Origin of the sequence: Streptomyces sp. NPDC021096 (genome assembly GCF_040641275.1) — a bacterium.
GTDB lineage: Bacteria > Actinomycetota > Actinomycetes > Streptomycetales > Streptomycetaceae > Streptomyces.
In genome coordinates, this window is sequence record NZ_JBFADG010000019.1 from 86534 (window position 1) to 99547 (window position 13014).

At 71.1% G+C, this 13014-nt stretch carries 12 protein-coding genes; 8 read left to right on the forward strand and 4 right to left on the reverse strand.

Going from position 1 to position 13014, the window contains the following annotated elements:
* The first annotated feature begins 84 nt into the window (after positions 1–84).
* The 5 genes from AB0G59_RS22065 to AB0G59_RS22085 all read left to right on the forward strand — a co-directional run bounded on the left by AB0G59_RS22065 (position 85) and on the right by AB0G59_RS22085 (position 5912).
* On the forward strand, positions 85–1746 hold the full coding sequence (locus tag AB0G59_RS22065) for an ABC transporter ATP-binding protein (protein ID WP_360914067.1): 1662 nt from the start codon (positions 85–87) through the stop codon (positions 1744–1746).
* Positions 1743–2849 (forward strand): ABC transporter permease, encoded by a 1107-nt coding sequence (locus tag AB0G59_RS22070; RefSeq protein WP_360914070.1) that lies wholly within the window; start codon positions 1743–1745, stop codon positions 2847–2849. The genes AB0G59_RS22065 and AB0G59_RS22070 overlap by 4 nt, the downstream gene beginning before the upstream one ends.
* Positions 2846–4138 (forward strand): ABC transporter permease, encoded by a 1293-nt coding sequence (locus AB0G59_RS22075; RefSeq protein ID WP_360914073.1) that lies wholly within the window; start codon positions 2846–2848, stop codon positions 4136–4138. Before AB0G59_RS22070 ends, AB0G59_RS22075 begins: the two co-directional genes overlap by 4 nt.
* Positions 4139–4149: 11 nt before the next feature.
* Positions 4150–4533, forward strand: coding sequence for a cytidine deaminase (locus tag AB0G59_RS22080; RefSeq protein WP_360914076.1), 384 nt, complete (start codon positions 4150–4152; stop codon positions 4531–4533).
* A gap of 95 nt (positions 4534–4628) precedes the next feature.
* On the forward strand, positions 4629–5912 hold the full coding sequence (locus tag AB0G59_RS22085; RefSeq protein WP_360914079.1) for a thymidine phosphorylase: 1284 nt from the start codon (positions 4629–4631) through the stop codon (positions 5910–5912).
* 86 nt (positions 5913–5998) lie between these two features.
* Here the strand turns inward: AB0G59_RS22085 and AB0G59_RS22090 are convergent, their stop codons facing one another.
* Positions 5999–8287 (reverse strand): DPP IV N-terminal domain-containing protein, encoded by a 2289-nt coding sequence (locus AB0G59_RS22090; RefSeq protein ID WP_360914082.1) that lies wholly within the window; start codon positions 8285–8287, stop codon positions 5999–6001.
* 151 nt (positions 8288–8438) lie between these two features.
* Here AB0G59_RS22090 and AB0G59_RS22095 point away from each other — a divergent pair, with 151 nt between their 5' ends.
* The 3 genes from AB0G59_RS22095 (at position 8439) to AB0G59_RS22105 (ending at position 11169) form a co-directional block, all read left to right on the forward strand.
* On the forward strand, positions 8439–9176 hold the full coding sequence (locus tag AB0G59_RS22095; protein WP_360914085.1) for a TetR/AcrR family transcriptional regulator: 738 nt from the start codon (positions 8439–8441) through the stop codon (positions 9174–9176).
* Positions 9177–9286: 110 nt separating this feature from the next.
* The gene (locus AB0G59_RS22100) at positions 9287–10162 is read left to right on the forward strand and encodes an AraC family transcriptional regulator (protein ID WP_360914088.1); all 876 of its coding nucleotides are present in this window, start codon (positions 9287–9289) and stop codon (positions 10160–10162) included.
* A 113-nt stretch (positions 10163–10275) separates the two neighbouring features.
* Positions 10276–11169: a MerR family transcriptional regulator gene (locus AB0G59_RS22105; RefSeq protein WP_360914148.1), complete on the forward strand. Its 894-nt coding sequence runs from the start codon at positions 10276–10278 to the stop codon at positions 11167–11169.
* 13 nt (positions 11170–11182) lie between these two features.
* Here the strand turns inward: AB0G59_RS22105 and AB0G59_RS22110 are convergent, their stop codons facing one another.
* The 3 genes from AB0G59_RS22110 to AB0G59_RS22120 are packed head-to-tail and all read right to left on the reverse strand — an operon-like array spanning position 11183 to position 12920.
* Positions 11183–12100 carry a DUF2867 domain-containing protein gene (locus tag AB0G59_RS22110; protein ID WP_360914091.1) on the reverse strand — a complete coding sequence of 306 codons (918 nt, stop codon included), beginning with the start codon at positions 12098–12100 and terminating at the stop codon, positions 11183–11185.
* The gene (locus tag AB0G59_RS22115; protein ID WP_360914094.1) at positions 12097–12360 is read right to left on the reverse strand and encodes a DUF6255 family natural product biosynthesis protein; all 264 of its coding nucleotides are present in this window, start codon (positions 12358–12360) and stop codon (positions 12097–12099) included. The genes AB0G59_RS22110 and AB0G59_RS22115 overlap by 4 nt, the downstream gene beginning before the upstream one ends.
* Positions 12357–12920, reverse strand: coding sequence for an ATP-binding protein (locus tag AB0G59_RS22120; RefSeq protein WP_360914097.1), 564 nt, complete (start codon positions 12918–12920; stop codon positions 12357–12359). Before AB0G59_RS22120 ends, AB0G59_RS22115 begins: the two co-directional genes overlap by 4 nt.
* Positions 12921–13014: the final 94 nt, after the last annotated feature.

Below are 13014 nucleotides of genomic sequence, written 5' to 3' on the forward strand. Positions count from 1 at the left end.
CAATCCGGCCCCCGCTCCCTTCTTCTCCGAGGAGAGTGCGCCATCAAAGCGTCCACCAAAGAGTCCAGCAGTACCGCCCACGCGGTGGAACTCGCGGGAATCACCAAGCGGTTCCCCGGCGTCGTGGCCAACCACGACATCCACCTCACCGTGCGCCGCGGCACCGTCCACGCCCTCTGCGGCGAGAACGGTGCCGGCAAGTCGACCCTGATGAAGATCCTCTACGGCATGCAGAAGCCGGACGAGGGCACCATCACGCTCGACGGCGAGCAGGTCACCCTGCACACGCCCGCCGACGCCATCTCCCGCGGCATCGGCATGGTGCACCAGCACTTCATGCTCGCCGACAACCTCACGGTCCTCGAGAACGTCGTCCTCGGCGCCGAGAAGCTGTACGGCATCGGCAACAAGGCCCGCGCGAAGATCAAGGAGATCTCCGACGCGTACGGCCTGGGCGTCCGTCCCGACGTCCTCGTGGAGGACCTCGGCGTCGCCGACCGCCAGCGCGTGGAGATCCTGAAGGTTCTCTACCGCGGCGCCCGCACGCTGATCCTCGACGAGCCGACCGCCGTCCTGGTCCCGCAGGAGGTCGACGCGCTGTTCGACAACCTGCGCGAGCTCAAGGCCGAGGGCCTGACGGTCATCTTCATCTCGCACAAGCTCGGCGAGGTGCTCTCCGTCGCCGACGACATCACCGTCATCCGCCGCGGCACCACCGTCGGCACGGCGATCCCCAGCGAGACCACGCCCAAGCAGCTCGCCGAGCTGATGGTCGGCGAGGAGCTGCCCTCGCCGGAGACCCGTGAGTCCACGGTCACCGACGTGCCGATGCTCACCGTCGAGGGCCTGCACCTGTCGGCCACCGACCCCGACGGCGTCGTGCGCGCGGTGCTCGACGGCATCGCCTTCACCATCCACAAGGGCGAGGTCCTCGGCCTCGCGGGCGTGGAGGGCAACGGCCAGGCCGAGCTCGTCGAGGCCATCATGGGCATGCGCACCCCCGACGGCGGCACCGTCACCCTCGACGGCGCCGACATCACCGACGCCCCGACGCGCAAGCGCCGCGAGGACGGCATCGGGTACATCCCCGAGGACCGCCACCGCCACGCCCTGCTGCTCGAGGCGCCGCTGTGGGAGAACCGCATCCTCGGCCACGTCACCGAGAAGCCCAACAGCAAGAAGGGCCTCATCGACATCAAGGCCGCCCGCGCCGACACCGAGCGGATCGTGCGCGAGTACGACGTGCGCACGCCCGGCATCGACGTCACCGCGGCCTCGCTGTCCGGCGGCAACCAGCAGAAGCTGATCGTCGGCCGCGAGATGAGCCACCTGCCCAAGCTGCTCATCGCCGCGCACCCCACCCGCGGCGTGGACGTCGGCGCGCAGGCGCAGATCTGGGACCAGATCCGCGAGGCGCGCCGCGAGGGTCTCGCGGTCCTGCTGATCTCCGCGGACCTGGACGAGCTGATCGGGCTCTCCGACACCCTGCGGGTGATGTTCCGCGGCCGCCTGGTCGCCGACGCCGACCCCGCGACGATCACGCCGGAGGAGCTGGGCTCGGCGATGACCGGTGCCGCGTCCGGCCACCTGGAGCACCAGGAGGGGGCCGAGGCCCCCGAGGACTCCACGGAGGAGTCCACCGAGGAGTCCGCGTCGGACGAGGCGTCCGACAAGAAGGCCGACAAGCCCGAGGCCGACAAGACCGACAAGAAGTCCGAGAAGAAGGAAGGCGGTGACGCGAAGTGAAGAAGTTCGACAAGGACAAGCTGATCCTGGGTCTGGCCGCCCCGGTCCTGGCGATCGTGGCCGCACTGGCCATCACCTCGATCATCATCGCCGCCACCGGCCAGGACCCGTTCCACGCCTACGAGGTCATGGTCGACTTCGGCTCGAAGGCGGACAGCCAGGTCTGGATCATCAACAAGGCGACGCCGTACTACCTGTCGGCGCTGGCGGTGGCCATCGGCTTCCGCATGAACCTGTTCAACATCGGCGTCGACGGCCAGTACCGCATCGCGGCGTTCTTCGCCGCCGTCGTCGGTGGCGCGCTGGCGCTGCCCGGCATCATCCAGATCCCGGTGATGATCATCGTCGCGATGATCGTCGGCTCCATCTGGGCGGGCATCGCGGGTCTGCTCAAGACCACCCGCGGCGTCAACGAGGTCATCAGCACCATCATGCTGAACGCCATCGGCGCCTCGATCATCGGTTACCTCCTGCAGGACGGGCGGCTCGCGGAGAAGGAGGGCAACCTGATCCACACGCCCTACCTGCCCGACTCCGCGCACTTCTTCGAGATCCCGACCACGCCCAAGCCCATCTACGGCTTCGTCGTCGTCGCGGCCCTCGCGGGTGTCGCCTACTGGTTCGTCCTCAACCGCACGCGCTTCGGCTTCGACCTGCGCACCGTCGGCCGCTCCGAGTCCGCGGCCCAGGCCAGCGGCGTCAGCGTCAAGCGCATGGTGATCACCGCGATGGTGCTCTCCGGCGCCATGGCCGGCCTCGTCGGCATGCCGACCCTGCTCGGTGTCTCGTACAACTACGGCACCGACTTCCCCACCGGCATCGGCTTCACCGGTATCGCCATCGCGCTGCTCGGCCGCAACAACCCCATCGGCATGGCCCTGGCGGCCCTGCTCTGGGGCTTCCTGGAGCGCACCGGCACCCAGCTGGAGTTCGAGGGCTACGCCCAGGAGATCGTCGGCGTGATCCAGGGCGTCATCGTCCTGTGCGTCGTCATCGCCTACGAGATCGTGCGCCGCTACGGCCTCAAGGTCCAGCAGCGCAAGGTCGGCGAGGAGCTCGCCGCCCAGGCCCGTAAGAGCGACAAGGCGGAGGCCTCCGCATGAGTACGACCTTCACCGCTGCGCTCGCCGACCGGCTGAGCGGCAAGAACAAGGACACCAAGGGGCGCCGCAAGCTCTCCTACCCCGTCGTCCTGCTGATCATCGCGGGCGCGCTGCTGCTGCTGTCCGCGCTGCGCGTCATCACGGACGCCGGTGACCTCACCTCGTCCGGCCAGTGGAGCGGCGCCCTCGGCGCCGCCGTGCCGATCGGCCTCGCCGGCCTCGGCGGTCTGTGGGCCGAGCGCGCGGGCATCGTCAACATCGGCCTCGAAGGCATGATGATGCTCGGCACCTTCAGCGCCGGCTGGATCGGCTGGCAGCACGGCCCGTGGGCGGCCGCCCTGGCGGGCGTCGTCGGCGGCGCCCTCGGCGGTCTCATCCACGCCATCGCCACCGTCACCTTCAACGTCGACCACATCATCTCCGGTGTGGCCATCAACATCCTGGCGCTGGGCTTCACCCAGTACCTGGCCAAGATGTGGTTCGGTGCCGAGGGCAGCGCGGCGCAGCAGGCGGGCGGCAACGACAAGCAGTCGCCGGTCATGGAGAACATGGGGCACTTCTCGGTCCCCGGCCTCTCCGACTGGCTGAACTCGATCGAGAAGCACCACTGGTTCTTCATCTCCGACGTCGCGGGCATCCTCGACGGCCTCGTCTCCGACGTCTCCTGGCTGACGATCGTCGCCGCGCTGCTGTTCGTCGGCACGTTCTTCGTGCTGTGGCGCTCCGCGTTCGGTCTGCGCCTGCGTTCCTGCGGTGAGAGCCCGGTGGCCGCCGAGTCCCTCGGCGTCAACGTCTACACCTACAAGTACGCGGCCGTGCTCGTCTCCGGCGCCCTCGCGGGCCTGGGCGGCGCGTTCCTGGCCATCGGTACGCACATGTACTCCGACGGCCAGACCGGTGGCCGCGGCTACATCGGTCTCGCCACGATGATCTTCGGTAACTGGCGGCCGGGCGGCGTGGCCATGGGTGCCGGCCTGTTCGGCTTCATGGACAGCCTCCAGCTGCGTGCGGGCGGTCCGACCGTCCACGCGCTGCTGCTGCTCGTCGCGGTGCTGCTGGCCGGTCTGGCCCTGTGGCGCCTGAAGGCCGGCAAGAAGAAGGCGGCCATCCTCAGCGGTGTCGTCGCCGTGGCGCTCGTCGCCTGGTACGCGCTCACCACGACCGTGCCGCTGGAGTTCGTCGACGCCACGCCGTACGTCGCGACGCTGCTGGTCCTCTCGCTCTCCGCGCAGCGCCTGAGGCCGCCGAAGGCCGACGGACAGCCCTACCGGAAGGGTCAGGGCAAGTAGTGAGCTCTTCCGTGAACTGGGAAGACCTCCGTGCGCAGGCCCGGGACGCCATGTCCCGGGCCTACGCCCCGTACTCGGGCTTCCCCGTCGGTTCCGCGGCCCTCGTCGACGACGGCCGCACCGTGACCGGCTGCAACGTGGAGAACGCCGCCTACGGCGTCGCCCTGTGCGCCGAGTGCGGCATGGTCTCCGAGCTGATCGCCACCGGCGGTGGCCGGCTGACGCACTTCACCTGCTGCGACCGCCACGGCAACATCCTGATGCCGTGCGGCCGCTGCCGTCAGCTGCTGTGGGAGCACGGCGGCCCGGAGCTGGAAGTGGACACCACGACGGGCGTCCGCCCGCTGTCGGAGCTGTTGCCGGACGCGTTTGGGCCCGCCGACCTGAATCGTTGAAGATGTCCCTAAGCGCCGGACGGGCTGAAGTTTCAGCCCGTCCGGGTCACTTTCCGGACCCGGGAAGACCTGAGGACTACGAACCTAAGGAAAATGTGCTGATGGACGCCATTTCCGTTATCCGCACCAAGCGCGACCGCGGCCGTCTGACCGACGAGCAGATCGACTGGATCATCGACGCCTACACCCGCGGTGAGGTCGCCGACGAGCAGATGTCCTCGCTCGCGATGGCGATCCTCCTCAACGGCATGGACCGTGCGGAGATCGCCCGCTGGACCGCCGCGATGATCAAGTCCGGCGAGCGCATGGACTTCTCGTCCCTGCCCATGCCGACCTCGGACAAGCACTCCACCGGTGGCGTCGGCGACAAGATCACCCTGCCGCTGGCCCCGCTCGTCGCCGCGTGCGGCGCGGCCGTGCCGCAGCTGTCGGGCCGCGGCCTCGGCCACACGGGCGGCACGCTCGACAAGCTCGAGTCCATCCCGGGCTGGCGCGCCCTGCTCTCGAACGACGAGATGATGGACGTCCTGCGCAACGTCGGCTCCGTCATCTGCGCGGCCGGCGACGGCCTGGCCCCGGCCGACAAGAAGCTCTACGCGCTGCGCGACGTCACGGGCACCGTCGAGGCGATCCCGCTGATCGCCTCCTCGATCATGTCGAAGAAGATCGCGGAGGGCACCGGCTCGCTGGTGCTGGACGTGAAGGTCGGCTCCGGCGCGTTCATGAAGAACATCGCCGACGCCCGCGAGCTCGCCTCCACCATGGTCGGCCTCGGCACGGACCACGGCGTCAAGACCGTGGCCCTGCTCACCGACATGTCCACCCCGCTGGGCCTGACCGCGGGCAACGCCCTCGAGGTCCGCGAGTCGGTGGAGGTCCTGGCGGGCGGCGGCCCGGCGGACGTCGTCGAGCTCACCATCGCCCTGGCCCGCGAGATGCTCGACGCGGCCGGCATCAAGGACGCCGACCCGGCGAAGGCCCTCGCCGACGGCTCCGCCATGGACCACTGGCGCCGCATGATCATCGCGCAGGGCGGCGACCCGGACGCGACCCTGCCGGTGGCCCGCGAGCAGCACGTCGTCACGGCCTCGGCCTCCGGTGTCCTCACCGCGCTCGACGCCTACGCCGTGGGCGTCTCCGCCTGGCGCCTGGGCGCCGGCCGGGCGCGCAAGGAGGACCCGGTGCAGGCCGGTGCGGGCATCGAGCTGCACGCCAAGCCGGGCGACACGGTCACCGCGGGCCAGCCGCTGATGACCCTCCACACGGACACCCCGGAGAAGTTCGACTACGCCCTGGCCGCGCTGGACGGCGGCGTCGAGATCTCCCCGGCGGGCACGGAGTTCACCCCGAACCCGATCGTGCTGGACCGCATCGCGTAAGCGAAGCAGCCCCCGAGGAAAGCCCCCGCCCCCCGCGCGGGGGCTTTCCCCTTTTCCGGAGTTCCTCAACCTTCCGGCGCTCTTCCTCAGCCGAAGATGTCGGCGATCAGGTCCGTGTCGAACGTGACCGGCGCCAGGCGGTAGCCCTCGGGCGGCTCGACGCCCAGCAGGTTGCGGACCAGGAAGTCCCACCGGCGCCGGGTGACGTAGTGCCCGTAGCCCATGAATATGTGCTCGGCACCGGGGACGATCAGCATCTCGAAGTCCTTGTCGGCGGCTATGAGCCGGTCGACGAGCCGCATCGTCAGATGGGGGTGGACGTTGTCGTCCATGCCGCCGTGGACCAGCAGCAGCTTCCCCTCCAGCCGGTCGGCGATCTCCACGTTGGACGAGCGGGCCCAGGCGTCCTTGTCCTGGCCGTCGTAGCACTCCGCCCACCACATGAGGTAGTTCCGGTTCTCGTGGTTGCCGGCCTCGGAGACGCCCACCTTGAAGACCTCGGGGAAGTCGCACATGGCCCGTACGGTCGCGTAGCCGCCGCCCGAGAGGCCGAAGATCCCCACCCGGTCGAGGTCCATCCAGGGCCGGTCCGCGGCGAGCTGCCGCAGCGCCGCCACGTGGTCCGCCATGCCGCCCGCATCGCTCAGGTGCCCGAACGAGGCATCGTGGAAGGCCTTGTCACGGCCGGGCGTCCCGCGCCCGTCGAGGGCGACGACGACGAACCCGAGCGCGGCCACCGCCTCGGCCTCGGGGCCGAAGACCCCGGGGTCGAAGGACGGGGTGACCCGCCGCATGTGCGGGCCGGGGTAGGGGTGGTCGATGACGGGGTAGCTCTTGTCGGGGTCGAAGCCGTGCGGCCGGTACAGCACCCCGTAGACGTCGGTCACGCCGTCGGCGGCCTTGACGCGGAACCGCTCCGGCGGCGTCCAGCCCGTGGCGGTCAGCCGGCTGATGTCGGCGTGCTCCAGCTCCACCAGCACCCGCCCGTCCCAGCCCCGGACGGTGATCACCGGCGGGGTGTCCGTGGTGGACGCCGAGTCGATGAAGTACCGCCCGTTCTCCGGCACGGTCACGACGTGGTCCAGGTCGTCGTCGGTCAGCCGGACGAAGCCGGAGCCGTCGAGGCCGACGCGGCACACCGAGCGGCGGTACGGATCCTCCTCGACCAGCCCGGAGGCGACGAAGTACACCTGCCGCCGGTCCTCGTCGACGCGCAGGACCTCCTGCACCGCCCACGCCCCCGACGTCACCTGCCCGCGCGTCTCGCCGGTACGGGCGTCGTAGAGGTACAGGTGCCCCCAGCCGTCACGCTGCGAGTACCAGAGCACTTCCCGCCCGCCGGCCAGGACCTTGACCATCGGCGCCTGCGACTGCTGCTGCGCCGGCTCCACGCGCGTGTCGCCGCTCTCGGTCAGCACCGTGCTCACCTCGCCGGTCGTGGCGTCGAGCCGGTGCAGGCTCAGGGTGCGTACGTCGCGCGGCTGGCTCAGGTAGTACACCGCCGAGCCGTCCTCGGCCCACCAGGCCCACTTCGTCGTGATCGGCGACATGAGCGGTATCGGCTGGGGCTCGGTCCGCGCCGGCACGGCCTCGCCTGTCGCGACGTCGACGATGACGAACTCCCCGAGCGGAAGCCGCTCGTCACCGGGGAACGCGTACCGCTGCGTGAGCAGCCTCGGTGCGCCGCCGTCCTCCGGCGCGGCCTCCACCAGGTGTGTCGTACGGACCTCGCGCATGTCGGTGCGGTGGGTGAGGACACGCGTCGAGTCGGGCGACCAGGCCACGGCGGGCGGCAGGTGGGCTATCCCCAGCTTCCGCAGCAGGACGGTGGGGCTGAACGGGCTGGTCCCGTAGGCGTGATCGGCCTCGCCGTCGGTCGTCAGGGCCCGCTCCCGCCCGTCCGCCGTCGAACGCACCCACAGGTCGTGGCCGTTGAGGAACACCGCCTGCTTCCCGTCGGGCGAGGCGATGTCCAGGAAGCCGCCGGTCTGCCCCGGGGCCTCGGTCTCCTCGCACACGTAGCCGTCCAGCGGGCACCGCCAGCGGGTGTCGAAGGCGTCGAACTCCACGCTGCGGTCGCCCGGTTCGATGGCCGCGAACGGCAGCTCCGCCGCGTCCACGTCCCGGCCGGACGCGGCGGCCAGGGCGGTGGCGAGCCGCTCGTGGTCGAACGCCGGCTCCCGGATGCCGGCCGCCGGGTCGACGAGGACGAACCGCCGACCCGCCGCGGTGTCCACCGTGTACCAGAGGCGATCGCCGCCCTCCAGCCACTGCGGCCGGACCCGGCCCCCGTGCACGAGTCGAGAGCGGTTGTGCCCCAGCAGCTTCTCCGCCGCGCGGTAGGCGTCGGCGTCCAGGCGTGCGGTCGTGCTCATCAGGATCCCCCCGGGAGTGATGCGTACAGCGTTGATGCGTACATCGTGCGCTTCCTTGCGAACACTGTACGCAGGCCGGAACGATGTGCGCAAGGATTGAACGGCGTGCGCTACGCTGACGCGACAGAGATCGGGCAAGCGGGGAGAGCTCATGACGGCCGACGACCAGCCGATTCCCTCGGTCTGGACCCGTCCGCAGCGCGGGCGGCGCGACCAGCCGGCGCTGAGCCGGGACCAGATCGTGGCCGAGGCCATCCGACTGCTCGACGCCGAGGGCATCGACGCGCTGAGCATGCGCAAGCTCGGCACCCGCCTGGGCGCCGGCGCCACCTCGCTCTACCGGCACGTGACCAACAAGGACGAGCTGATCGAGCTGGTCCTGGACGAGGTCTACGGCGAGCTGCGGGTCCCGACCGTCGACGACTCGGCCGCCTGGCGCGAGGCCGTCGCCCAATCCGCCCACAGCGTACGCACGATGATCCTCCGCCACCCCTGGACGGCCTCCGTGCTCGGCGCCGCCGGCACGGCCTACCTCGGCCCGAACCTGATGCGGCTGAGCGAGGACATGCTGGCCATGCTCGAATCGGCGGGCTTCACCCTCGAAGAGGCCAACCACGCCCTGACCACCGTCACCGCGTACGTCATCGGCATGACGACCGCCGAGGCCGCCATGCTCACGATGCTCACGCGCAGCGGCCGGACCGAGACCGAGTGGGCCGAGCAGGTCCTGGAAGCCGGCCGGCAGGCCGTCGCGACCTACCCCCGCCTGAGCGCGCTGTACGCCGCCCACATCGGCAAGGACCCCCAGCGCACCCGCGAAGAGGACTTCGACCACGGCCTCGACCGCATCCTCGACGGCCTGGCCGCCGCCCGCGGCGACAAGGGCTGAGCACCCCTCCGCACCCGACCGAGTCCGCACCCGACCGGGCCGGGCACAGGATGTCGGGTCGGGCAGGGCGCTCCCTTCCTAACGTGGTGATCGAAAGGAAGGAGTCCGCAGTGCTGGAACGGCTGAACCAGGCCATGGACCACATCGACGCGCGCCTCGACGGGCAGATCGAGGTGTCCGACCTGGCGCGGATCGCGGTGACGTCGGAGTACCACTTCCGGCGGCTGTTCTCCGCGCTGGCCGGGATGCCGCTGTCGGAGTACATCCGTCGCAGGCGGCTGACCGTCGCCGGTGCCGAAGTGCTCGCCGGCGAGCGGACACTGCTGGAGATCGCGGTGCGCTACGGCTACGCCTCGGGGGAGGCGTTCGCCCGGGCGTTCCGCACCCTCCACGGCGTCGGTCCCGGCGAGGCCCGGCGGACCGGCGCGGCCCTGCGGTCCCAGCCGCGGATGTCCTTCCGCCTCATCGTCGAAGGGAGCAGCAGCATGCGATACCGGGTAGTACAGAAGGAAGAGTTCCGCGTGGTCGGCAAGAAGGCCCGCGTCCCCCTCGTCCACAACGGCGCCAACCCCGCGATCGTCGAGTTCGTCAAGGGCATCGACGAGGAGACCATAGGGCGCATCACGGCACTGTCCGACCAGCAGCCGGAGGGCATCGTCGGGGTGAGCGACGACCTCGACCCCAGCCGGGCCGAGGGCACCGAACTCACCTACTACCACGGCGTGGTGACGTCCACCGCGACGTCCGACCTTCCCGGTGACCTGGACGCGCTCGCCGTTCCCGCGGGCACGTGGGCCGTCTTCGAGAACTCCGGCCCGTTCCCGCAGGAACTCCAGAACCTGTGGCGCGACGTGTTCACCCAGTGGTTCCCCTCCAACCCGTACCGCAGCAGGCCGGGCCCCGAGATCCTGCGCGTCCGCCCGTCACAGGACTGGACAGAAGCAGCAGCGGAGCTGTGGATTCCGGTGGAGCGGACCGCAGCCTAATCCCCCAGGGCATCGGACGATGACGCCCGTCGGACGGTCACGGGGCCGCCCGACGGGCATCACCTAGGCTTTGACCGACCCAGGGGGAGGTTCACGCCTTGTTGTCCGACGGCATGTGGAGCATCGGCGAGCTCGCCGAGCATGCGGGCGTCACCGTCAAGACCGTCCGCTTCTACTCCGACCGCGGCCTGCTGCCCGAGGCCGTCCGCAGCTCCGGCGGCCACCGCCGGTACGGGCCCGAGGCGCTCGATCGGCTCCGCCTGATCCGTTCGCTGCGCGGCCTCGACCTGCCGGTCCCGGACGTGGGCCGGGTCCTCGAACAGGAGGACGCGCTGGAGGACGTCATCGCGGGGCAACTGCGGGAGCTCGGCTCACAGCTGGCCGCCCTGCGCTGGCGGGAAGCAGCCCTGCATCTGCTGCAGGACTGCACCCCCGCCGAGCGCGCCGACCGGCTGCGTCTGATCGGTGGCATCACCACTCCGCCCAGTACGGCACCGCTGGCGCGCTTCTGGCGGGGCTGGCTGCCCGCGCGGCTGCCGGCCCGGGTGGTCTCCTCGATCATCGAACTGGCCGTTCCGCAGCCCCCGTCGGATCCGACCCCCGCCCAAGTCCTGGCCTTCGCCCGGTTGCACGCCTTCGCCTCCACCCCCTGCCCCGGCGTCGTCCAGCCCCAGCCCGCCATCCACCAGCCCGACACGGGCTACCGCCCCGCCCTCGTCTACGAAGGTCTCATCGAGGCCTACGCACTGGCATCGGCCCACATGCGGGCGCAGCGGGCACCGCACGAGGGAGAGGCGCTCGACTGCTTCGTCTCCGTCTACGCCCAGTCGTGCGGCACCCGGGACACCCCCGCCTTCCGCAGCCGGCTCAGCGGCCAGCTCGCCGCCGACCCCCGCCTCGACCACTACTGGCAGCTCACCGCCGAAGTGACCGCGTCCACGGATCCGACCCCCGGCGCTGCCCACGACTGGCTCTGCGCCGCCCTGGACGCCCAGACCGCCCTCTGACGCCCGAGGCGTTTCACCCGGTGGCCGCCCGGGCATGCGCCGCCCGTTCCGCAGCACTCGGCGCGGCGAGCGCCAGACGGCGGTGGGTGCGCCGCAGCATCAGGCGGGCCATGAACGGGTGGACGCGGGAGACGGCCGCCCAGTAGAGCCGTCCGCGCAGCTTCGGGTGCACGCGTACGACCGAACTCAGCGTGACGCGTCGGGCGTCCCCGTCCACCAGGAGCGACGCGCGGAAGTCCAGGTGCCCGGCGTCCTCGCCCAGCACGACCTCGCGCTCCGCCCGGTCCGTGACGGGTATGCCCCGCAGCACGCCCTCCCAGGCCGCCGGGTCGAGCGGCATGCCCGGCGGCAGGTCCATCGCGTACGCGTCTCGGTAGTCGGCCTCCTCGAACCAGTCGACGGCCGTACGGACCAGCCGGGCGTTCTCGGGGAACGCGACCGTGACGGGCTTGTCCCACAGGAGCCGGTTGAGCAGCCGGACGCGGGGCGACCAGCGGACCGGGTGGGCCAGTGCGCCCGTCGCCGCCCGTTCGAAGTTGTCGAACATCTCCTCGACCACTGTGTCGTGCAACGGACGCACGACGGCGTGCCACCGGAGCCGCCTCGCTCCGCGCATGTCCGCCTCCAGGACGTGGCGCACCCGGCAGCGTTCGTCGTCGAGCGGCTCGACCGTCATCTCGTGAAAGCCGGTGCTCGGCGGCGTGAAGTCGAAGCGGACGCGCCGCCCGGGCTCGTACGCCGTGACGCCGTAGCGGATCGGGCCGTGGCCGCCGGTCGCCCCCACGCCCAGCGGCCGGTCGAAGCGCATCGGCGGCCAGGCGGGCACCGGGAAGACCGGGTCGTCGTCGGCCGACAGGCGGTCGAGCAGCGCGCCGACCGCGGCGGCCGGGGCGTGGACGGTACGCACGTGGACATTGCGGATCACGCTCATGACGTCCTCCAAGGAGGTCCATACGCTGACGTACGGTCAACCATACGCCTGCGTACGGAGGCGGCCGCGGCCCGGTCCGCCGCTTCCCGGTCCCGCGCGGACGGGGTCACGGCGTGGGGCAGGCCCGCGGGCCGTACGGCGCCGTAGTCCGTGAAGCGCCGGGTCCCACAGCGGTCGCAGTGCGCCTCGCCTGCCGCGTGGGTCCAACCCGCCGTGTGCGCACAGTGGTTCACCAGGCGCCCCGCCGCGTAGCCGGTCACCGTGGCCGCCTGAGCAGGTGGGCGTCGCGGAAGTGGCTGCGTACGGCTACGGTCGCGTCCACCACGGCGTCCTTGTCTCCCCCGGTCACGGCTTTGCGCCGCGCCGATTCGAGTGCCGCGCACTCGTTGCAGGCAGCCGGCGAGCGGTCCTTCGCGGGGCGCGCGCCCAGCAGGAACCACATGGCCTTGCCGGGCCCGGGACCGTGCGTGCACACGCCCCACGCATCCGCGCCGCGATCGATGAGCAGCAGGCCGCGCCCGCCTTCGTCCTCGGGCGGGGGCGTCGCGTGCTGCCGTACGGGGAGGCCGGAGGCGCCGTCGTGTACGAGTACGCGCAGGTGGCCGCGGCCCGTCCACTCCGCGCAGAGGGTGACCGGGGTCGTACAGCCCTTTGCCAGGCAGGCGTTGACCGCGTTCGTCACCGCCTCGGAGGTCAGCGCCACGGCGGTATCGGTCAGCTCGGTCCTGCGGGCCGCCGCCAGCATGGTCCGCACCGTTTCGCGTGCCGCGCGGACCCATGCGGGGTGGGGTGGGAAGACGAGGGAGCAGGTTGTCGTCATGGCGACTCCTGGGGTGGGGGTGCCGTGGCGGCGCGACCGGGTTGCGGTGTCATTGCTCGCGCCAACTGGCGTTGGGGCGAGTGCACTTCAACGT